Genomic DNA, 19,282 nt, shown 5'->3' on the forward strand with positions numbered 1-19,282 from the left:
GGCGACGCGCGAACTCGGCGCGGCGCGTGTGCTCGTTGCGATGGCGGCGATCACCCGGAATGCTCATGGGCGGATCACCACGATGTCGTTGCCTTCGGGAAACTTCATGCCGAGCCGGTCGCGTGCGACCTGGTCGATGCGATTGGACTCGGCCCACGTCGCTTGTTCGAGCTGCAGGCGGCCGAATTCGATGTTGAGTTCGTCGCGCGCGCGCTCGAGCTTGGACACCTGCACGAACAGCTGGCGATGACGCTGGCGCGTTTCGACGATCGCGAGCGCGGTGACCACGTTGGCGACGACGAGGACGGCGAGGAGGACGCGCAGGATCATGCGACCTCCTTCAATTTTTCGGCGACACGCAACACCGCGCTGCGCGCGCGCGGATTCACCGCGAGTTCCGCGTCGTCCGCCTTGATCGCGCCGCTGACGTCGCGCAGTACCGGCGTGAATGCGACTTCGACCGGCATGCGGCGATTGCCGGCCGGCGCCTTCGCGTGCTTCGCGATGAACTGCTTGACGATGCGGTCTTCCAGCGAATGGAAGCTGATCACCGCGAGGCGACCACCGGGCTTCAGGCGCGCCATCGCGGCGTCGAGGCCATCTTCGAGATCGCCGAGCTCGCGGTTGATGAAAATGCGGATCGCCTGGAACGAACGCGTTGCCGGGTGAATCTTCTGATCGCCGCGCGGAATCACCGATGCGATGAGCTCCGCGAGTTCGGCAGTACGCGCGAACGGTGCCTGCGCACGGCGCGCGACGATCGCGCGAGCGATGCGTCGGCTCTGGCGCTCTTCGCCGAACGTGTAGAGCACGTCGGCGATCTCTTTTTCCGACGCGGTGTTGACCCACTCCGCCGCGCTGATGCCGGACTCGGGGTCCATGCGCATGTCGAGCGGGCCGTCCTTGCCGAACGAGAAGCCGCGCTCGGCGACGTCGAGCTGGGGCGACGAGACGCCGAGGTCGAACAGCACGCCGTCGAGGCCGGCGGCCGTGGCCTCCCACTGCGCGAGCTGCGCGAAGCTGCCGCGGAAGATGGACACGCGCGGATCGCCACCGAACTCGCGTTCGGCGACGGCAATCGCGTCGGGATCCTTGTCCATCACGAGCAGGCGACCTTCCGGGCCCAGTTGTTCCAGTACGCCGCGGGCATGCCCGCCGCGACCGAACGTGCCGTCCAGATACGTTCCATCCCCAACGACACGCAGACCGTCCAGGACCTGCGCGTACATCACCGGGAGGTGGCCTGCGAGCGCCCCGCGCTCCATGCCACCCGCCGTCACAGCGCCAGATCGAGCAGCCCGTCGCTCAGATCGTCGTCAGAGATCGTCTGGCGGATCTGCGCGTGGTGGGCCTGCTCGCTCCACAGCTCGAACTTGTCGCCCATGCCCAGCAGCACGGCGCGCTTCTCGATGCCGACCGCGGCGCGGTGGCTCGCCGGCACGCTGATGCGGCCGTTGGCGTCGGGCTCGACGAAGGTCGCGGCACCGACCAGCTTCAGCTGGAAGATGCGGCTGGTCCGCTTGGTCTTCGGCAGCGCATTGACCTGGTCGCGCACGCGCTCCCAGACCGGCTGCGGATAGAGATAGAGCGAGCCGGACTCGAACGGGTTGTACGTGATCACCAGGCGGCCGCCGCACTCACGCGCGATGACGTCCCGGTACGCGGTGGGAACCGCCATCCGGCCTTTGTCATCGATGGTGATGGCGGATTCGCCCTGAAACACGGACCTGTCCCCTTCCGGTCTTGCCCGTCTTCACGCGGGCTTGATGGCTACGGGAAAACCACGGAATACCCGGTTTTCCCACGGGGACCCACCTTATGCCCCACTTTGGGGGTTGTCAACAATCCGGCGCAGTCATTTTTGTAAGTGAAGTCAACGACTTGCGGCGAACTTGAGAGACTTGTTCAAGCTTTATCCACAAGCTGCTGTTTTGTCTCAAATGTTGAGACAACAGGCACTTGGACGCGAATCGTCACCGAATGTCCACAGGCCCTACAGCCGGCTTCACGCGGGCCACCACTCGTCGGCACGCGGGGCTACGGCTGCTTGCCGCAAGTGGTTGACGGGAAAGGAAAGCGGCGGAGCCGGCCGGTAAGCCGGGTTCTGTCGTGGACAGTCATTCCTCTCGGCGAGGCGTCACCGCCTGCGCTCAAGCAACCTACCCGGAGGCACCGCGGGTCGCGGCATCGCCTCCCTATTTGGTCTTGCTCCCGGTGGGGTTTGCCGTGCCGGTCCGTTGCCGGACTCGCGGTGCGCTCTTACCGCACCGTTTCACCCTTACCACGCGCGCCTTTCGACGCCGTTCGGCGGTCTGCTCTCTGTTGCACTTTCCGTCGGCTCGCGCCGCCCAGGCGTTACCTGGCACCGTACCCTGTGGAGCCCGGACTTTCCTCGGCATCCGAAGATGACGCGACTGTCTGGCCGGCTCCGCCGCGGCGCAGTGTAGCGGTGCGCCACCCGTTCGGCCTGAACCCGCGAGCGGCCTTCAGGCGATTTCGCCGCCGTAGAGCGCTTTCCGGGGCGCGCCGGTGAGTTCGGCGGCGATCTTGGCGGCCTGCGACGGCTTCAGGTGCTCGCAGAGCTTGGCGTAGACGCGACGGCCTTCCGCCAACGTCGCGTCCGTATCCTCCGGGGCACCTTCGACGACCAGCACGAACTCGCCCTTGCGCTGGTTCGGATCGGTGGCGACGGCCGCGTGCAGCGAGGCGAGATCCCCGTCCAGAACCGTCTCGAACAGCTTGGTGAGTTCGCGGGCGAGCACGGCACGGCGACCGCCGAACACGGCCGCGAAGTCGGCCAAGGTTTCCTCGATGCGATGCGAGGCCTCGTAGAAGATCAGCGTGCGCGGTTCGCCGAGGAGCGCCGTCAGCCGCTCGCGCCGCGCCCCCCCCTTCGCCGGCAGGAAGCCTTCGAACGCGAAGCGATCCGACGCGATCCCGGCCACGCTCAGTGCCGCGATGGCCGCGCAGGCACCCGGAACCGGCGACACGCGGATGCCGGCCTCGCGCGCGCCGCGAACCAGCCGGAAGCCGGGATCGCTCACCAGCGGCGTACCCGCATCGCTGACCAGCGCCAGCGACTGCCCCTCGCGCAGCCGTCCGACGAGCTGCGCGACCTGCGCGTCCTCGTTGTGCTGGTGCAGCGCGACGAGCGCCTTCTCGATGCCGAAATGCGCCAGCAACTGGCGCGTATGGCGCGTGTCCTCGGCGCAGATGGCGTCGACCGAACGGAGCACCTCCTGCGCGCGGGCACCGAAGTCGCCGAGGTTGCCGATCGGGGTGGCGACGACGTGGAGCGTGCCGGGGGTCTGCATCGTGGTCCTGCACAGGGGCGCGGGTAGAATCGTACCCCGGTCCACGTCGATGCCCGCGCGCATGCCCACCGCCGTCCCCCGCGTCACGTTCCGTTCGATCACCCGCATCGCTGTCCTGATGCTCGCGACCGCGCTCGTCTTCGGTTGCGCGCAGACGCCGACCCGCAGCACCGGCCCGACGGAAGCGTCGAGCTCGGCGTCGCGCGAAGCGATCCGTGAAGCCGCGCGGCTCGCCGCTGCCGCCGCGACGCAGACCGGCGCGCAGCGTCACGACACCGAGGCGCAGATCGATCGCCTGCTCATCCAGCTCGACGATGCCGCGCTTCAGCAGGAAGCCGGCCGCCTCGCCGCGGACGATCCGCTCTACAGCTACGTCGGTCGCGCACTGTTGCGTCGCGGCCTGCCGCTGCCGCATGCGTTCGCGCGCGGCTGGAATTTCGACAACCGCCCGCCCGCCGAGCGCGACGGCTATCGCCCGCCGGTGAAGCTCGCGGTGCTGTTGCCGCTGTCGGGTTCGCTGTCGGTCGCCGCGCGTCCCGTGCGCGACGGCTTCCTAGCCGGCTACTACGGCGAAACGCGTCGTCGCCCCGACGTGCGCTTCTACGACACCGCCGGCACGCCGGCCGGCGCGATGTCCGCGTACGACCGCGCGACCGCCGACGGCAACGACTTCGTGGTCGGTCCGCTGGGCCGCGACGAAGTGAGCGCGCTGTTCGGTCGCGCCGAACTCGGCGTGCCGATGCTCGCGCTCAACCGCGGCACGCAGTCGACGCCGAAGGGCCAGTCGAGCTTCTCCCTGTCGCCGGAGGACGAAGGCCTCGCCGCGGCGGATTACCTGACGCGTCGCAATGCGCGCAACGTGCTGGTCGTCGCCGCGGGTGACGACACGCAGCGCCGTGCAGTGGCCAGCTTCCGCGAACGCCTCACCGCGCGTGGCGGCACCGTCGTGGCCGTGGCCGATGACGACGCGACGGACTTCGCGCCCGTCGTCGCCGGCAAGCAGGTGGATGCGGTGTTCATCGCGACGAAGGGCAATACCGCGCGCCTGGTCGTGCCGCGTCTGTCGACCGCCGGCCTCGGCGGCAAGCCGCGCGTAGCGACGTCGCAGATCGTCACGGGCACCGGCAAGGCGGACGACGATCGCGTGCTCGACGGTATCGCGTTCCCGAGCGAATCGTGGCTGACGCGCAGCGTGCATGGCCTCTCGACCGCCGAAGCCACCGGCGCGCGCCTCCCGAGTGCGAAGGGTCCGGCCGGCCGACTGTTCGCGTTCGGTTTCGACGCCTGGCTGCTCACCGCGTATCTCGACTCGCTCGGTCATCAGGCGGATGCCTCGGTCGACGGCGCGACCGGCGTGCTCCGTCTCGACGGTTTCGGCAACGTGCAGCGCACGCCCGCGTGGTCGACGTTCGCGACCGGCGACCCGGCACCGCTGGCGGACGCCGCGCGCTGACGTGACGCCCGCCGCCTCCACGCGCTCGCGCGGCGCGCGCGTGGAAGCCGCGGCTCGCGAGCATCTTGTTCGCGCCGGGTTGTCGCCCGTCGCCGCGAATGCGAACTACCGCTTCGGCGAACTCGACCTCGTGATGTGCGACGGGGCGATGCTGGTGTTCGTCGAAGTCCGCTATCGCGCCGACGACCGCTTCGGCGGCGGCGCGCAGTCGATCACCCACGCCAAGCGCCGCAAGCTCGTGCAGGCGGCGAGCGCGTTCCTCGCCGCGCATTCGCGCTGGGCCGATGCGTCGTGCCGTTTCGACGTCGTCGATGCGAGCGGGGATCTCGAGCGACCGACGCTTGCGTGGATCCGCGACGCCTTCCGCGCGGACGACGCCTGATGCCGAGCTTCGTCGGCCATTTCACGAGTCCGCTCGCCACGCGCATCGCGCGCGTGCTGCCGCCGCGACTGCTCGTCGCCGGCCTCGTTGCGTCGATGCTGCCGGATCTCGACACGATCGGCGCGTTGTTCGGTGTCGAGCGCGACACGCTGTTCGCGCATCGCGGCATCACGCATTCGTTCGCGTTCGCGCTCGTCGTCGCGGGCATCGCGATGCTCGGCTCGAATTGGCTTCAGGTAAGCAGGCCCCGCGCCGGTTTGTTCGTTCTCGCCTGCGCGCTGTCGCATCCGCTGCTCGACCTGCTCACCAATGGCGGCCCCGGAGTGATGATCGGCTGGCCACTGTCGGATGCGCGCGTTTTCGCGCCGTGGCGACCGATCGAGGTGTCGCCGCTCGGCGTCGGCTTCTTCAGCGCGCGCGGGCTGACGGTGGTCGCGTCGGAACTCGTGTGGATAGTTACTCCTTCGCTTCTCATCGCGTTCGCGGCGCGCAGGCGGGCGACGCAATGAGCCGCTTGCCGCACGCGTTGCAGGCGCGACTGGCGACATTGCTCGGCGACGGCTGGCGCACCGATCCCTCCGAACGCCTCACCTACGGTTACGACAACTCGCGACGCGAGGCGATGCCTGATGCCGTCGCACTGCCGCGCGACCGCAATGACGTCGTCGAACTCGTCCGCGCCTGTCGCGAGCATCGCGTGCCGATCGTTGGGCGCGGTCGCGGCACCAACACGACGGGCGCCGCAGTGCCGGTGGCCGGCGGTGTCGTCGTCTCGTTCGAGCGAATGGATCGCATCCTCGACGTCCGCCCGGGCGATCGCTGCGCGATCGTCGAACCCGGAGTACTCAACGGCGACCTGCAGGCCACGCTCGCCCCGCACGGCCTGTTCTGGCCGCCGGACCCGACCAGCGCCGCATTCAGCACGGTCGGCGGCAACCTTGCCTGCAACGCGGGCGGCCCGCGCGCAGTGAAGTACGGTGCGAGTCGCGACAACGTGCTCGCGCTCACCGCCGTTACCGGCGCGGGCGAACTCGTGACGTGCGGCAGCGCGACCACGAAGGGCGCAACCGGCTACGACCTGCAGCGCCTGCTCGTCGGCAGCGAAGGCACGCTCGCGCTCATCGTCGAAGCGACGTTGCGCCTCGTGCCGAAGCCGTCCGCGCGTCGCGCGTTGCGCGCGATCTATCGCGACGTGGCGAGCGCGGCGGCGGCCGTGGCGCGGCTCATGGCGCAACCGGTCACGCCGTCGATGCTCGAGTTCATGGACGCCCACGCGGTGCGGCTTGCGCGCGACGTCGGCGGTGCGGATCTGCCGATGCAGGCCGGCGCGCTGCTGATGATCGAAGCGGATGGCGATGCGTCTGAACTCGACGCGGCGGTCGTCGCGCTTTCGAATGCCGCCGCAGGCGATGGACTGATGTCGCTCGATGCAGCGCCTGACGAGGCCGCGCGCGAAAGACTCTGGGCGGCGCGCAAGGCGCTGTCGCCGTCGTTGCGCACGCTCGCGGCCGGCAAGATCAACGAGGACGTCGTCGTCCCGGTATCGCGCATTCCCGCGTTCGTCGATGGCGTGCAGGCGATCGCACGCGAGGCCGATCTTCCGATCGTCTGCTTCGGCCACGCCGGCAACGGCAACCTGCACGTCAACATCCTCTATGCGCCGGAGGATGCTTCGCAATGCGCGCGCGCGGATGCCGCGCTCTCGAAGGTGTTTGCAGTGACCGTTTCGCTCGGCGGCACGCTCTCGGGCGAGCACGGCATTGGCCTCGCCAAGCGCGACTTCATGCCGCAGGCGATCACTCCGGCGACGCTCGCTCTCATGCATGCCGTCAAGGCGACATTCGATCCCGATGGCATCCTCAACCCCGGCAAGCTGCTGCCCGACCGCACGTAAAGCGCGAGTTCCGCCGTCGTCGTGCATCGTGCCGACATGGCCCTCCACGCCCTCCTCGATTCCATCCGCGCCTGCCGCCTGTGCGAAGCGCATCTGCCGCTCGGGCCGCGCCCGGTCGTGCGTGCGTCCACCACGGCGCGACTGCTGATCGTCGGCCAGGCGCCGGGCACGCGTGTGCATGCGAGCGGCATCCCGTGGGACGACGCGAGTGGCCGCCGCCTGCGCGACTGGCTGCAGCTGGCACCCGACACGTTCTACGACGAAAGCCGCGTCGCGATCGTGCCGATGGGCTTCTGCTATCCGGGCAAGGCGGGAAGCGGCGATGCACCTCCGCGCACGGAATGCCGCGCCACGTGGCACCCGCAACTGCTGCCGCTGCTGCCCGGTGTCGGCCTGACGTTGCTCATCGGCCAGTACGCGCAGGCGTATTTCCTCGGCGAGCGCCGCAAGGCCACGCTGACCGACACCGTGCGCGCCTGGCGCGACTACGCGCCGACCCTCGTTCCGCTGCCTCATCCGAGCCCGCGCAACGTCGGCTGGTTCAAGGCGAATCCGTGGTTCGACGCCGACGTGCTGCCGTTCGTGCGGGAATGCGTCGCCGCGCTGCTGGACGGTCGACCGTCGGCGTCGCCGCTGCGCTAGCGTCGGCGCATGGGCATCGCGATCCGCATCCGCCGCATCGCTGCCGCCGTCGTGCTGTGCGCGACGGCGATGACATTGCATGCCGCGGAGCCCACGCCGCTGCGCGTGATGTTCGTCGGCAACAGCATCACTTACGTCAACAACCTGCCCGCGGTCGTGTCGGCCTACGCACGCGCGCAACCGGACGGCCCGCCCATCGAGACCATCACCTACGTCGCGCCCGGCGGCACGCTGCACGAACGCTGGGACGACGGTGCCGCAACCGCCGCGCTGCGCGATCGGCATGTGGATGTGCTCGTGCTTCAGGAGCGCGGTGCGGTGCTCGGCTGCGTGCAGTCCGAAGTCGATCGCGCGTCCGCGGACTGCCGCGATGCACTGGCGGCGCACCGCGCGTTCGCCGAGCTCGCCAGGACGCTCGGCACACGCGTGCTCGTGCTCGAAACCTGGTCAACCGACGCCCAAGGCCAGTCGACGCAGCACGACGGCGCGACGCGCGTCGCGGGCCGAATCGGCGCGACGGTCGTGCATGCCGGCGACGCCCTGCAGGCGCAGGCGCATGCCACCTCGCGCGCGGCGACGTTCCCGGACGGCGTGCATCCGTCGTTGGGTGGAACGCTGGTGATGGGCGCACAGCTCTATCGCGCGATCACGGGTGTCGCGCCTACCCCGACCTCCCTGCGCATCGACTTTCCGCTGCTACCCGCGCGCCCGGCGGTCGATCCGCATGTGCCACTCGAAACGCAGCTGGTCGGCTTGCCGGTGCAGGTCTACCTGCTCGAACACGACGCGCTCGCGCCGGTGCTCGACCGGGCGTCTCGCTACCACTAGCGCGCGGCGAAGTGGTCGAAGCCGGATCGTGCGGGCGTCCATGGGCGACCGTCGGCGTCGAATGCCGTAACACCTGCGCCGGCGTCCACGGTGCCGATGCGTGACAGCGCGATCCTCGCGTCGCGCGCCATCGCCTCGATGCGCGCCGCAGCAGCCGCAGGCGCGGTGAAACAGAGTTCGTAGTCGTCGCCGCCACTGGCCTGCAGGCTGCGGCGAGCGTCATCCTCGAATGCCGAATGCAAGGCATCGGAAGCGGGCAACGCGTCGACGTCGATATGCACCGCGACCTCGCTGGCGCGCGCGATATGCGCGATGTCGGCGAGCAGGCCATCGGACACGTCGATGCATGAGGTGGCGACGTCGACCAGCGCGCGACCAAGCTGGACACGCGGGACCGGGCGGTCGAGCCGTGCCGCCAACGCGTCCGCGACGCGGTCGTCGACAGTGGGCGGCGCAGCGACGGAGCCGATTCCACGAAGCGCGAGCGACGCCGCCGCATCGCCCAGCGTCCCGCTCACCCAAACGTCGTCACCGACGTGAGCACCTTCGCGACGCAGCGCACGCCCGGGCTCGACCACGCCGTGCACGGTCACGCACACCGACAACGGACCGCGCGTCGTATCCCCACCGACCAGCGCAATGCGATGCATCGCTGCGAGCTCCGAGAAGCCGTCGACGAATGCATCGAGCCAATCGCTGTTCGACTCGGGCATCGACAGCGACAACGTGCACCATGCGGGTTCGGCGCCCATCGCGGCGAGATCGGAAAGATTGACGGCCAGCGCCTTCCAGCCGATGTCGGCGGGACGCGTGTCGAGCGGGAAATGCACGCCCGCGTTGAGCGTGTCCATCGCGACGACGAGCTGCCGACCGGCGGGCACGTCGAGAATCGCCGCGTCATCGCCGATGCCCAATACGACGTCGCCGCGTGCGACGACGCGGCGACGGATGCGCTCGATGAGGTCGAATTCGCCCGGACGCGACGTCATGGCGATGCCGCGCTGTTGATCAGCGACGACGCGCCGCCTGCACTTCGGGCGCGCGCCACTCGGCGGCGGCGTGGTCGAGCACGCCGTTGACGTAAGTGTGGCCGTGCTCGGCGCCGAAACGCTTGGCGGTTTCGATCGCTTCGTTGATCACGACGCGATACGGCACATCCGGACGCATGCGCAGTTCGTACGCGGCGAGGCGCAACACCGCGCGCTCGACCGGGTCGACCTGGTCGATGTCGCGATCGAGGAACGGCTGCAGCGCTTCGTCGAGCGCTTCGCGATTGCCGTCGACGCCGCGCACGAGGTCTTCGAAGTACTCGAGGTCGGCGATCTCGCGCGCCTGTTCGTGCGCGAACTGCGCAATGACCTCGCGCACCGGTGCGCCCGACATCTGCCAGGCATACACGGCCTGCAGGGCGCGGCGACGCGCACGCGAGCGGAGTACGGGATCGATGCCGTCGCGACGGGAATGCTTGTTCATGCGTTTGCTCCGGGCAGCTGCGTCAGCAGGTGCGCCATTTCGATGGCGACCAGCGCCGCTTCTTCGCCCTTGTTGCCGTGGCTGCCTCCGGCGCGTGCCTCGGCATCCTCGAATCGTTCGACCGCGAGCACGCCGTTGGCGACGGGAACGCGATAGTCCAGCGACACCCGCATCAGGCCGTCCGAACACCCGTCGGCGACCTGCTCGTAATGCCGCGTGTCGCCACGCACCACGCAACCGAGCGCGACGATCGCCACGTGCCCACCGGCCTGCGCCAGGCGTGCCGCCGCGACCGGAATTTCCCACGCCCCCGGCACGCGGATGACGTCGACCGCCGCGTCGTCGACGCCGTGGTCGACGAAGGTCTTGCGCGCCCCGGCGACCAGCGTATCGGTGATGCGCGGGTTCCAGCGGCTGGCGATAATGGCGTAGCGCGCGCCCGCAGGGCTGCGCAGGTCGCCTTCGAGATGCGGCATGGGCCGGAGGCTCGCGGAAAGGGTCGGCAATTCTAACGGGTGGCCCGCGGCCGGCCGGTGAGACGGCCCGGCTCACCGCGCCGGGTCGACGTACTCGACGACCTCGAGCCCGAAACCCGCCAGCCCGATCTGCTTGCGCGGCGTGCCGATCACGCGCAGCCGGCCGAGACCGAGGTCCGCGAGGATCTGAGCGCCCGCGCCATTACGACGCCACTCCGCGAGCCCACCACGATCCCCCTCGCCCAGCGGCTGCTCGCGGATGCGGGCGAGCAGCGCGTCCGCGCTCGACGGCTCGGACAGCAGCACCAGCGCGCCGCGACCTTCGGCCGCGATGCGCGCGAGCACGTCACCGACCGCCGGACCGAAGTCGGCGCGTCGCCAGTGCAACGCGTCGGCAAGCGGATTGAGCATGTGCACGCGCACCAGCGTCGGCGTCGCGGGATCGACGTCGCCGCGCACGAGTCCGTAGTGCAAGGCGTGGCTCACGCGGTCGCGGTAGACCGCGAGCGTGAACGGGCCGTGCTCGGTGTCGATGGCGCGCGTCTCCACGCGCTCGACCGTGTGCTCGTTCTCGAGGCGATAGCGGATCAGCTCTTCGATCGAGCCCATCTTCAACCCGTGCTCGCGCGCGAACACTTCGAGCTCGGGACGGCGCGCCATCGAGCCGTCGGGATTGAGGATCTCGACGAGTACGCCGGCCGGTTCGAGCCCGGCGAGCAGCGCCAGGTCGCTCGCCGCTTCGGTGTGCCCCGCGCGACTGAGCACGCCGCCCGGCTGCGCCATCAGCGGGAAGATGTGGCCCGGCTGGCTCAGGTCGTCCGCACTCGCATCGGGCCGCACCGCCGTGCGCACGGTATGTGCACGGTCGTACGCCGAGATGCCGGTGGTGACGCCTTCCGCCGCCTCGATGCTGACGGTGAAGTTGGTGTGGTGCGGCGAAGTGTTGTCTCGCACCATCGGCGGCAGGCCGAGCTGACGGCAGCGCTCGCGCGTGAGCGACAGGCAGACCAGGCCGCGCGCATGCGTGACCATGAAGTTGATGTCCTGCGGCCGCACGAGTTCGGCGGCCATGATCAGGTCGCCTTCGTTCTCGCGATCCTCGTCATCGACGATGACCACCATGCGGCCCGCGCGGATCTCTTCGAGCAGTTCGGGAATCGGTGCGAAGCTCATGCGCGCTCTCCGCTCAGCAGTCGCTCGACGTAGCGGGCGACCAAGTCGATCTCGAGGTTCACCGTGTCACCGACGCGCGTCGACGCGAACACCGTATGCGCGACGGTGTGCGGCACGAGCGCGACGTCGAAACCGTCTGCATCGACGTCGTTGACGGTCAGGCTCACGCCGTCCACGCAGATCGAACCCTTCTTCGCGATGTAGCGAAGCAGCGCCTTCGGTGCGGAAAAGCGCCAGCGTTCGGCGCGCGCGTCGTTGTGCACCGAGACCACCGCGCCGACGCCGTCGACGTGACCGCTGACGAGATGACCGCCGAGGCGGTCGTTCGGTCGCATCGCCCGTTCGAGGTTGACGGGCGCGCCCGCGCCGAGCCGGCCGAGCGTGGTGAGCGACAGCGTCTCGGTGGACGCGTCGGCCTCGAACGACGCCGCATCGAACGCAACGACCGTGAGGCAGACGCCGTTCACCGCGATGCTTTCGCCGAGGCGCACGTCGTCGAACGGCAGCGTGCCGGTGGCGATGCGCAGGCGGACGTCGCCGCCGCGCGGTTCGACGCTGGCGATCGCGCCGACGCCTTCGATGATGCCGGTGAACATCAGCGCGCCTCCGGTGCGAAAGCGGCGATGGAGCGGTTGTCGTTGGACATGAAACGTTTCTCGCGCAATGACGAAAGCGAAAAACGCCTCAAGGCACGAGGCGATGCACGCACGGCACGCGCCGCGCGAGGACACCGTCTTCTTTCATCCGGACTGTAACCGTCGGCTCCGGCATCCGACCGGATCTGCTGACCTTCCGCATCGCGGAAGCGCTCGCGGGCTCGCGCTGTCGCGCCTACCGCCGGTGGGGAATTGCGCCCCGCCCTGAAGACGTCAATGGAAGCCGGCGAACCGGCGCAGGCAGTTTACCCCGCCGGGGACGTCCGGGCCGCCGTGCCGGCCCGCACACGGCCGCGCAATGTGGAAACAGTGCGTGCTAGCGACTTCGTTCGACCGTCGGGGCTAGGGCTTGCGGCGGAGGTGCAGAAACAACGGCCACGTGATGCGGCGTACGGTCGTGGGTTCGCCCCAAGCCTCCTGCAGCGCCGCGCGGTGCAGTTCGACTCCGTCCTCGCCCGTCCGCGCGCGGTGCTGGACGACCGCCGAGAAGCTGGACAGGTAGCCGACGAAGCGCTCGAACGGCCAGTCGACCGCCAGCGTCATGGGCGGTGTGTCGATGCGCGCGAACGGCCAGTCGAAATCGGCGTAATGCCGCTTGATGAACGCGCGTTCCGGCGGCCAGTCGCGTTCGATGCGCTCGCGGAACGGAAGCACCGCGGATGCCATGTCGGGTGACACGTCGAAGTCGTCGTAGCCCCATGCGGCGAGCACGCCACCGGGACGCAGCACGCGATCGCATTCGGAGAAGAACGTTGGCACGTCGAACCAGTGCATGGCCTGCGCGACGGCGACGAGGTCGACCGACGAGTCGAACAGCCACGTGCACTCGCCGGGCTCCACGGTGAGCGTCACGTTCGGAACGTTCGCATCGTTCGCCCAGTGCTGCGCCAGCTGCTTCGCGCTCGGATCCGTCGCGTGCACGTGCGCGAATCGCGCGGCGAGATCGCGCGTCGCCTGTCCACTGCCGCAACCGGGCTCCCACACATGCGCGGTCGCCGGCACATGCGACGCAATCACGTCGAACAGCGCCGCGGGATATTCCGGACGCGCCGACGCGTAGGCCTCCGCGACACCCGAAAAATGATCCTGCACGGTCACGTTCGCGGTCTCATCAGCAGACGGAGATCGTCGCCCGTGTGGCGCGAGTCGACGATACGCATGCCGAGGCGCTGGTCCATCTGCTGCACGTCCAGGCCGTCGAACAACGGGCGGGCATGGGCACCGAGCAGCACGGGCGCGACGTAGAGCAGCAGCTCGTCGACGAGACCCGCGGCGAGGAACGCACCGGCGAGCGTCGCGCCGGCTTCCAGCTGCACTTCGTTGATGCTGCGTTCGCCGAGCAGGCGCAGCACGGCGTCGAGATCGAAACGCCCTTCCCGCACGGGCGCGACGGCCATCTGCGCATCGCACTGCTTGGGCAGGCGCGCGTCGGGCGCATGGATGTAGAGCGTCGGTGCCTCGCCTTCGCGCACGCGACCGCGGTTGATCGTCGCGAGGCCCGGGTCGAGCACGACGCGCAGCGGTGCGACGAACGGCGTGTCGTCGCCGAGGCGGACGGTGAGCTGCGGATCGTCGGCGAGCACGGTACCGGCGCCCGTCATCAGCGCCGAGGCACGCGCACGCCAACGCTGCACGTCGAGACGCGACGCCTCGCCACTGATCCACTTGGAGTCGCCGCTCGCGAGCGCGGTGCGGCCATCGAGACTGGTGGCGAGCTTGACGCGCAACCACGGCCGCCCGCGTTCGACACGCGACAGGAAGCCGCGATTGAGTTCGCGCGCCTGCGCTTCCATCAAGCCGGCCTGCACCTGGATACCGGCCGCGCGCAACTTTTCGAAGCCGGCGCCGTCCACCTTCGGGAACGGGTCTCGCATCGCCGCGACCACTCGCGTGACGCCGGCTTCGATCAGCGAATCGGCGCAGGGCGCGGTGCGCCCGGTGTGCGCGCAGGGTTCGAGCGTGACGTAGGCCGTGGCACCGCGCGCCCGCTCGCTCGCCTCGCGCAATGCGAACACTTCGGCATGCGGCCCGCCCGCGCGTTCGTGGAAGCCTTCGCCCACGACCTCGCCATCGCGTACGAGCACGCTGCCCACCATCGGGTTCGGCTTCGTCGTGTACGCGCCGCGTTCGGCGAGGCGCAGCGCGCGCGCCATCATCGCGTGATCGAGGGCGGAGAACGCGGTATCGGACATGGCGGCTCGGCGGTCGTCAGAGGTGGATGGGCAGACGGGACACTATGCGCGGCGCCGCGACTCGATCCGGCGCCATCGGCGCGGCACGACTCGCTTCGCAGGTAACACGCCCGATGCTGCGAGACCGGTGACACGCTGGATCAGGCGTCCGCGCATCGGCCGCACCATCAGCGACGACGTCCCTTTTCCGGCTTCGGTTCGTCTTCCGCAAGCAGCGGCAACTGCCCTTCGGTCGGCGCAACGTCGCGCTCGAGGCGATCCAGTTCCTCACGGAAATCCGCAACGTCCTCGAACGCGCGATACACCGACGCGAAACGCACATACGCGACGTGGTCGAGCTTGCGCAGCTCGCCCATCACAAATTCACCGATGCGGCGCGAGGGCACTTCGCGTTCGGTGGTCATGCGCAGCTGGTGCACGACCGAGCGAACAGCAGCCTCGATCTGTTCCTCGGCCACCTGGCGCTTCTGCAGCGCGCGATCGAAACCGACGCGCAGCTTGCGCGCATCGAAGGCCTCGCGCCGACCATCGCTCTTCACGATCGCAGGCAACTTGAGTTCGATGGTCTCGAGCGTGGAAAACCGCTCGCCACAGGCCTCGCAGACGCGACGACGACGGATCGTCGCCCCGTCTTCGGACACGCGCGAATCGATCACGCGAGTGTCTTGGTGCTGGCAGAACGGGCAATGCATCAGCGGCCGCCCGGTCGATCCGGGACAGGTGTAGACGGAGCATCTTGCAGTCCGAATACGAACGGCCAGACCGCCATGCTCATGGCGGGAACGTCATTGAAACGTGCCGGCATGTAAACACTGCGCATCGCTGCGCGCACCGCCGGCTTCGCGATGGCCGCCATCGACGCACAGATGGCGTGCGCATCCACGGCACGTCCATCCGGTCCGATGAGGATCGCAACCGTCACCTCGGCTCGATCCTGGCCGAGCCCCCGCGGCCAAGTTGGCGCCACGGTCTTTACGACGCGAGCCGGATCGGCGTGAACGCCGGGCGCAACTTCCGGCCAAGCGACATCGAAGACTTCGCCGACGGTACGGCCCGCGTAGTACTCGATATCGCCCGGATGGCAGCGCACCGGACGCGCATGGGAACCCGGCGTCGTGAGATCCGTGTCGGCGGACATTGGCTCCGTTGACGGGACGCCCTGCGCGCTGGCGGCTGGCGAAGCCATTGCCAGCGCAATCGTCAAAGCCGATGCGATGGAACGCATCACACAGCGGACCCGTACACCGGGAAGTTCGCGCATTGCGACTGCACCGCATCCGCCACACGCGCGATCACGGCCTCGTCCTTCGGATTGTCGAGCACGTCGGCGATCCAGTTGGCGAGCGCGACGCACTCGGCTTCCCGATAACCACGTGTGGTCACCGCCGGCGTACCCAGGCGCAGACCTGAAGTCACGAACGGCGAGCGCGGATCGTTCGGCACGGAGTTCTTGTTGACGGTGATGTGCGCGCGGCCGAGCGCGGCTTCCGCGTCCTTGCCGCTGACGTCGCGGCCGATCATGTCCACGAGCATCAGGTGGTTCTGCGTGCCGCCCGAAACGATCTTGTAGCCGCGCTTGATGAGCGTGTCCGCCATCGCCTGCGCGTTCTTCACGACCTGCGCCTGGTAAGCCTTGAACTCGTCCGACAGCGCTTCCTTGAACGCGACGGCCTTGGCCGCGATCACGTGCATCAGCGGGCCGCCCTGGATGCCGGGAAACACGATGCTCTGCAGTTTCTTGGTCAGCTCTTCCGACGGATTCTTCGCGACGATGATGCCGCCGCGCGGGCCGCGCAGCGTCTTGTGCGTGGTCGACGTCACGACGTGCGCGTGCGGCAGCGGCGACGGGTAGACGCCCGCGGCGACGAGGCCGGCAATGTGCGCCATGTCGACGAAGAACAGCGCGCCGACCGAATCGGCGATCTGGCGCATGCGCGCCCAGTCGACGATCTGCGAGTACGCGGAGAAGCCCGCGACGAGCATCTTCGGCTTGTGCTCCTGCGCAAGGCGCTCGACCTCGGCGTAGTCGATCAGGCCGTTCTCGTCGACGCCGTACTGCACGGCGGTGTAGATCTTGCCGGACAGGTTCACCTTCGCGCCGTGCGTGAGGTGGCCGCCGTGCGCGAGCGACATGCCGAGGATCGTGTCGCCCGGATTGAGCAGCGCGAAGTAGACGGCCTGGTTGGCCTGCGAGCCCGAATGCGGCTGCACGTTCGCGTAGTCGGCATCGAACAGCTGCTTGCAGCGGTCGATCGCGAGCTGCTCGGCGATGTCGACGTATTCGCAGCCGCCGTAATAGCGCTTGCCGGGATAACCTTCCGCGTACTTGTTGGTCAGCACCGATCCCTGCGCTTCCAGAACGCGCGGCGAAGCGTAGTTCTCGGACGCGATGAGTTCGACGTGGTCCTCCTGCCGGCGGCGCTCGTCCGCGATCGCCTGGGCCAGCTCGGGGTCGAATCCTTCGATACGGGCATCGCGCGGGAACATCGGGACTCCGGAGGGGTGCGGGTAGACGTGAATTCTAGCCCGCCGGGGTGACCTGCCGGGTCCGTCCGGGGCCCGCGGGCCTTATAATTTCGGGCTATTCCGAATCCCTTGCGGCCCCTGCCCTGCGCAGGCGGCCGTCGCCTGCCCCACGCGGCGCCATTCGCCCGCGTTCGACCGGAGCCACGAGCCCCATGCAGTACATCTACACGATGAACGGCGTCAGCAAGACCGTTCCTCCGAAGCGCCAGATCATCAAGGACATTTCGCTGTCGTTCTTCCCGGGCGCGAAGATCGGCCTGCTCGGCCTGAACGGCGCCGGCAAGTCCACCGTGCTCAGGATCATGGCGGGCGTCGATACCGATTTCGCCGGCGAGGCGCGTCCGCAGCCGGGCATCAAGGTCGGCTACCTGGCGCAGGAGCCGGAGATCGATCCGAACAAGACCGTGCGCGAAGCCGTCGAGGAAGGTCTCGGCGAGATCATCAACGCGCAGGCCGCGCTTGAAGCCGTGTACGCGGCCTACGCCGAGGAAGGCGCGGATTTCGACGCGCTGGCCAAGGAGCAGGAGCGCTTGGAGGCGATCCTCGCCGCCGGCGACGCGCACACGCTGGAGAACCAGCTCGAAGTCGCCGCTGACGCGCTGCGCCTGCCGCCGTGGGACGCCATCGTCGGCAAGCTGTCGGGCGGCGAGAAGCGCCGCGTCGCGCTGTGCCGCCTGCTGCTGCAGAAGCCGGACATGCTGCTGCTCGACGAACCGACCAACCACCTCGACGCCGAATCCGTCGAATGGCTGGAGCAGTTCCTCGCGCGCTACACCGGCACCGTGGTGGCGGTGACGCACGACCGCTACTTCCTCGACAACGCCGCCGAGTGGATCCTCGAACTCGACCGCGGCCGTGGCATTCCGTGGAAGGGCAACTACACCGAGTGGCTCGTCCAGAAGGAAGAGCGCCTCAAGCAGGAAGAGAACCAGGAAAAGGCGCGCCAGAAGGCGATCCAGAAGGAACTCGAGTGGGCGCGCCAGAACGCCAAGGGCGGCCGCTCGAAGGGCAAGGCGCGTCTTGCGCGCATCGAAGAGCTGCAGTCGGTCGACTACCAGCGCCGCAACGAGACCAACGAGATCTTCATTCCGCCGGGCGAGCGCCTCGGCCAGAAGGTCATCGAGTTCAAGAACGTCTCGAAGAAGTTCGGCGATCGCCTGCTGATCGACGACCTCTCGTTCTCGGTGCCGCCGGGCGCGATCGTCGGCATCATCGGCCCGAACGGCGCCGGCAAGTCGACGCTGTTCAAGATGATCACCGGCAAGGAGCAGCCGGATTCGGGTTCGATCGACATCGGCCCGACCGTCAAGCTCGCGTACGTCGACCAGAGCCGCGACGCGCTGGAAGGCAACCACAACGTGTTCCAAGAAGTGTCGGGCGGCCTCGACATCCTCAACATCAACGGCATCGAGATCCAGTCGCGCGCCTACATCGGGCGCTTCAACTTCAAGGGCCAGGACCAGCAGAAGATCGTCAGTACGCTGTCGGGCGGTGAGCGTGGCCGACTGCACATGGCGAAGACGCTGCTGCAGGGCGGCAACGTGCTGCTGCTCGACGAACCGTCGAACGACCTCGACATCGAAACGCTGCGTGCACTTGAAGACGCGCTGCTCGAGTTCCCGGGCAACACGTTCGTGATTTCGCACGATCGCTGGTTCCTGGACCGCATCGCGACGCACATCCTCGCATTCGAAGGCGACTCGCACGTCGAGTTCTTCCAGGGCAACTACCGCGAGTACGAGGAAGACAAGAAGCGCCGCATGGGCGCGGACGCCGGCCCGCACCGCCTGCGGTTCAAGGCCCTCAAGTAATCGCGACACTGACGCCCGCCTTCATGGCGGGCGTCTCGCATGCGGAATTCGACATGGCATCGGACGTCAATCGAATGTTGGTCCTCGCTGCAGCGCTCAGCGCGCTGGCGGCGTTGTTGCATGTCGCCGTGATCGTGGGCGGGCCGGACTGGTATCGCTTCTTCGGCGCAGGCGAGCGCATGGCACGCCTCGCCGAAGCGCGCAGCCCGGTGCCGACGCTCGTGACGCTGGGTATCGCGCTCGTGCTCGGGATCTGGGCGGCGTACGCGGCGTCGGGCGCGGGCCTGATCCGACCGCTGCCGCTGACGGCCGCGGCGCTGGTCGCGATCACCGGCGTCTATGTGCTGCGCGGCCTTGCCATCGTGCCCGCAGCCACGATGGCCTCGCTGCGCACACCGTTCAACCTCTGGAGCTCCGCGATCTGTCTCGCCATCGGCATCGTCCATGCCGTCGGCCTGTGGC

The 19,282-nt window shown here is 68.7% G+C and carries 22 protein-coding genes, 1 other RNA gene and 1 riboswitch; of the genes, 8 read left to right on the forward strand and 15 right to left on the reverse strand.

The window, feature by feature from the left end; genetic code table 11:
* Window positions 1-63: 63 nt before the first annotated feature.
* From ftsL to rsmI, 5 genes are all read right to left on the reverse strand, one after another.
* Window positions 64-327, reverse strand: a complete 264-nt coding sequence (ftsL, locus tag EVS83_RS11740) for a cell division protein FtsL (RefSeq protein WP_115647957.1) — start codon at window positions 325-327, stop codon at window positions 64-66.
* The gene (rsmH, locus tag EVS83_RS11745; RefSeq protein WP_133501253.1) at window positions 327-1,265 is read right to left on the reverse strand and encodes a 16S rRNA (cytosine(1402)-N(4))-methyltransferase RsmH; all 939 of its coding nucleotides are present in this window, start codon (window positions 1,263-1,265) and stop codon (window positions 327-329) included. The genes ftsL and rsmH overlap by 1 nt, the downstream gene beginning before the upstream one ends.
* 11 nt (window positions 1,266-1,276) lie before the next feature.
* A complete protein-coding gene (mraZ, locus tag EVS83_RS11750) occupies window positions 1,277-1,723 on the reverse strand; it encodes a division/cell wall cluster transcriptional repressor MraZ (protein WP_133501233.1) in 447 nt (148 codons plus the stop codon).
* A 354-nt stretch (window positions 1,724-2,077) separates the two neighbouring features.
* Window positions 2,078-2,430, reverse strand: an RNA gene (rnpB, locus tag EVS83_RS11755) — RNase P RNA component class A.
* A 56-nt stretch (window positions 2,431-2,486) separates the two neighbouring features.
* On the reverse strand, window positions 2,487-3,314 hold the full coding sequence (gene rsmI, locus EVS83_RS11760) for a 16S rRNA (cytidine(1402)-2'-O)-methyltransferase (protein ID WP_133501234.1): 828 nt from the start codon (window positions 3,312-3,314) through the stop codon (window positions 2,487-2,489).
* A gap of 61 nt (window positions 3,315-3,375) precedes the next feature.
* Here rsmI and EVS83_RS11765 point away from each other — a divergent pair, with 61 nt between their 5' ends.
* The 6 genes from EVS83_RS11765 to EVS83_RS11790 are packed head-to-tail and all read left to right on the forward strand — an operon-like array spanning window position 3,376 to window position 8,513.
* On the forward strand, window positions 3,376-4,767 hold the full coding sequence (locus tag EVS83_RS11765; RefSeq protein WP_246022914.1) for a penicillin-binding protein activator: 1,392 nt from the start codon (window positions 3,376-3,378) through the stop codon (window positions 4,765-4,767).
* A 1-nt stretch (window position 4,768) separates the two neighbouring features.
* The gene (locus tag EVS83_RS11770) at window positions 4,769-5,149 is read left to right on the forward strand and encodes a YraN family protein (protein ID WP_246022916.1); all 381 of its coding nucleotides are present in this window, start codon (window positions 4,769-4,771) and stop codon (window positions 5,147-5,149) included.
* Window positions 5,149-5,658 (forward strand): metal-dependent hydrolase, encoded by a 510-nt coding sequence (locus EVS83_RS11775; protein WP_133501236.1) that lies wholly within the window; start codon window positions 5,149-5,151, stop codon window positions 5,656-5,658. The genes EVS83_RS11770 and EVS83_RS11775 overlap by 1 nt, the downstream gene beginning before the upstream one ends.
* The gene (locus EVS83_RS11780; protein WP_133501237.1) at window positions 5,655-7,043 is read left to right on the forward strand and encodes an FAD-binding oxidoreductase; all 1,389 of its coding nucleotides are present in this window, start codon (window positions 5,655-5,657) and stop codon (window positions 7,041-7,043) included. Before EVS83_RS11775 ends, EVS83_RS11780 begins: the two co-directional genes overlap by 4 nt.
* Before the next feature lie 36 nt (window positions 7,044-7,079).
* Window positions 7,080-7,685, forward strand: coding sequence for a uracil-DNA glycosylase family protein (locus EVS83_RS11785; protein ID WP_133501238.1), 606 nt, complete (start codon window positions 7,080-7,082; stop codon window positions 7,683-7,685).
* A gap of 9 nt (window positions 7,686-7,694) precedes the next feature.
* Window positions 7,695-8,513, forward strand: coding sequence for an SGNH/GDSL hydrolase family protein (locus EVS83_RS11790; RefSeq protein WP_133501239.1), 819 nt, complete (start codon window positions 7,695-7,697; stop codon window positions 8,511-8,513).
* Here the strand turns inward: EVS83_RS11790 and thiL are convergent.
* The 10 genes from thiL to glyA form a co-directional block, all read right to left on the reverse strand.
* Complete coding sequence (gene thiL, locus EVS83_RS11795) at window positions 8,510-9,502, reverse strand: thiamine-phosphate kinase (protein WP_133501240.1); 993 nt, start codon at window positions 9,500-9,502, stop codon at window positions 8,510-8,512. The two genes, EVS83_RS11790 and thiL, sit on opposite strands and share 4 nt — an antisense overlap.
* 19 nt (window positions 9,503-9,521) lie before the next feature.
* A complete protein-coding gene (nusB, locus tag EVS83_RS11800; protein WP_133501241.1) occupies window positions 9,522-9,986 on the reverse strand; it encodes a transcription antitermination factor NusB in 465 nt (154 codons plus the stop codon).
* Window positions 9,983-10,462: a 6,7-dimethyl-8-ribityllumazine synthase gene (gene ribH, locus EVS83_RS11805; protein WP_133501242.1), complete on the reverse strand. Its 480-nt coding sequence runs from the start codon at window positions 10,460-10,462 to the stop codon at window positions 9,983-9,985. Before ribH ends, nusB begins: the two co-directional genes overlap by 4 nt.
* Window positions 10,463-10,534: 72 nt before the next feature.
* Window positions 10,535-11,635 (reverse strand): 3,4-dihydroxy-2-butanone-4-phosphate synthase, encoded by a 1,101-nt coding sequence (ribB, locus tag EVS83_RS11810; protein ID WP_133501243.1) that lies wholly within the window; start codon window positions 11,633-11,635, stop codon window positions 10,535-10,537.
* A complete protein-coding gene (locus EVS83_RS11815) occupies window positions 11,632-12,231 on the reverse strand; it encodes a riboflavin synthase (RefSeq protein WP_133501244.1) in 600 nt (199 codons plus the stop codon). Before EVS83_RS11815 ends, ribB begins: the two co-directional genes overlap by 4 nt.
* A 132-nt stretch (window positions 12,232-12,363) precedes the next feature.
* Window positions 12,364-12,507: riboswitch (FMN riboswitch) on the reverse strand.
* Between the two features lie 126 nt (window positions 12,508-12,633).
* On the reverse strand, window positions 12,634-13,389 hold the full coding sequence (locus tag EVS83_RS11820; RefSeq protein ID WP_133501245.1) for a class I SAM-dependent methyltransferase: 756 nt from the start codon (window positions 13,387-13,389) through the stop codon (window positions 12,634-12,636).
* Window positions 13,386-14,483: a bifunctional diaminohydroxyphosphoribosylaminopyrimidine deaminase/5-amino-6-(5-phosphoribosylamino)uracil reductase RibD gene (gene ribD / locus EVS83_RS11825; RefSeq protein ID WP_133501246.1), complete on the reverse strand. Its 1,098-nt coding sequence runs from the start codon at window positions 14,481-14,483 to the stop codon at window positions 13,386-13,388. The genes EVS83_RS11820 and ribD overlap by 4 nt, the downstream gene beginning before the upstream one ends.
* A 167-nt stretch (window positions 14,484-14,650) precedes the next feature.
* On the reverse strand, window positions 14,651-15,175 hold the full coding sequence (nrdR, locus tag EVS83_RS11830) for a transcriptional regulator NrdR (RefSeq protein WP_133501247.1): 525 nt from the start codon (window positions 15,173-15,175) through the stop codon (window positions 14,651-14,653).
* On the reverse strand, window positions 15,175-15,708 hold the full coding sequence (locus EVS83_RS11835) for an energy transducer TonB (RefSeq protein ID WP_133501248.1): 534 nt from the start codon (window positions 15,706-15,708) through the stop codon (window positions 15,175-15,177). Before EVS83_RS11835 ends, nrdR begins: the two co-directional genes overlap by 1 nt.
* Entirely contained in the window at window positions 15,708-16,970 is a 1,263-nt protein-coding gene (glyA, locus tag EVS83_RS11840) for a serine hydroxymethyltransferase (RefSeq protein ID WP_133501249.1), read from the reverse strand. Before glyA ends, EVS83_RS11835 begins: the two co-directional genes overlap by 1 nt.
* Window positions 16,971-17,161: 191 nt before the next feature.
* On the opposite strand from glyA, the gene ettA reads away from it, so the two are divergent.
* Both ettA and EVS83_RS11850 read left to right on the forward strand, forming a co-directional pair.
* Window positions 17,162-18,820: an energy-dependent translational throttle protein EttA gene (gene ettA / locus EVS83_RS11845; RefSeq protein WP_133501250.1), complete on the forward strand. Its 1,659-nt coding sequence runs from the start codon at window positions 17,162-17,164 to the stop codon at window positions 18,818-18,820.
* A 23-nt stretch (window positions 18,821-18,843) separates the two neighbouring features.
* The coding region (locus EVS83_RS11850) for a hypothetical protein (RefSeq protein WP_208108738.1) at window positions 18,844-19,282 on the forward strand (439 nt) is incomplete at its 3' end.

The sequence above is a fragment of the Cognatilysobacter terrigena genome, assembly GCF_004361065.1.
Lineage (GTDB): Bacteria > Pseudomonadota > Gammaproteobacteria > Xanthomonadales > Xanthomonadaceae > Cognatilysobacter > Cognatilysobacter terrigena.

Bases quoted from the DNA above. Each gene is read 5' to 3' on its own strand.
- EVS83_RS11780 (WP_133501237.1), top strand. From the start codon at position 5,655: ATGAGCCGCTTGCCGCACGCGTTGCAGGCGCGACTGGCGACATTGCTC.
- EVS83_RS11835 (WP_133501248.1), bottom strand. From the start codon at position 15,708: ATGCGTTCCATCGCATCGGCTTTGACGATTGCGCTGGCAATGGCTTCG.
- rsmH (WP_133501253.1), bottom strand. From the start codon at position 1,265: ATGGAGCGCGGGGCGCTCGCAGGCCACCTCCCGGTGATGTACGCGCAG.
- EVS83_RS11765 (WP_246022914.1), top strand. From the start codon at position 3,376: ATGCCCACCGCCGTCCCCCGCGTCACGTTCCGTTCGATCACCCGCATC.
- ribD (WP_133501246.1), bottom strand. From the start codon at position 14,483: ATGTCCGATACCGCGTTCTCCGCCCTCGATCACGCGATGATGGCGCGC.
- EVS83_RS11815 (WP_133501244.1), bottom strand. From the start codon at position 12,231: ATGTTCACCGGCATCATCGAAGGCGTCGGCGCGATCGCCAGCGTCGAA.
- rsmI (WP_133501234.1), bottom strand. From the start codon at position 3,314: ATGCAGACCCCCGGCACGCTCCACGTCGTCGCCACCCCGATCGGCAAC.
- nusB (WP_133501241.1), bottom strand. From the start codon at position 9,986: ATGAACAAGCATTCCCGTCGCGACGGCATCGATCCCGTACTCCGCTCG.
- ettA (WP_133501250.1), top strand. From the start codon at position 17,162: ATGCAGTACATCTACACGATGAACGGCGTCAGCAAGACCGTTCCTCCG.
- EVS83_RS11790 (WP_133501239.1), top strand. From the start codon at position 7,695: ATGGGCATCGCGATCCGCATCCGCCGCATCGCTGCCGCCGTCGTGCTG.
- ribH (WP_133501242.1), bottom strand. From the start codon at position 10,462: ATGCCGCATCTCGAAGGCGACCTGCGCAGCCCTGCGGGCGCGCGCTAC.
- glyA (WP_133501249.1), bottom strand. From the start codon at position 16,970: ATGTTCCCGCGCGATGCCCGTATCGAAGGATTCGACCCCGAGCTGGCC.
- nrdR (WP_133501247.1), bottom strand. From the start codon at position 15,175: ATGCATTGCCCGTTCTGCCAGCACCAAGACACTCGCGTGATCGATTCG.
- EVS83_RS11775 (WP_133501236.1), top strand. From the start codon at position 5,149: ATGCCGAGCTTCGTCGGCCATTTCACGAGTCCGCTCGCCACGCGCATC.
- thiL (WP_133501240.1), bottom strand. From the start codon at position 9,502: ATGACGTCGCGTCCGGGCGAATTCGACCTCATCGAGCGCATCCGTCGC.
- ribB (WP_133501243.1), bottom strand. From the start codon at position 11,635: ATGAGCTTCGCACCGATTCCCGAACTGCTCGAAGAGATCCGCGCGGGC.
- EVS83_RS11785 (WP_133501238.1), top strand. From the start codon at position 7,080: ATGGCCCTCCACGCCCTCCTCGATTCCATCCGCGCCTGCCGCCTGTGC.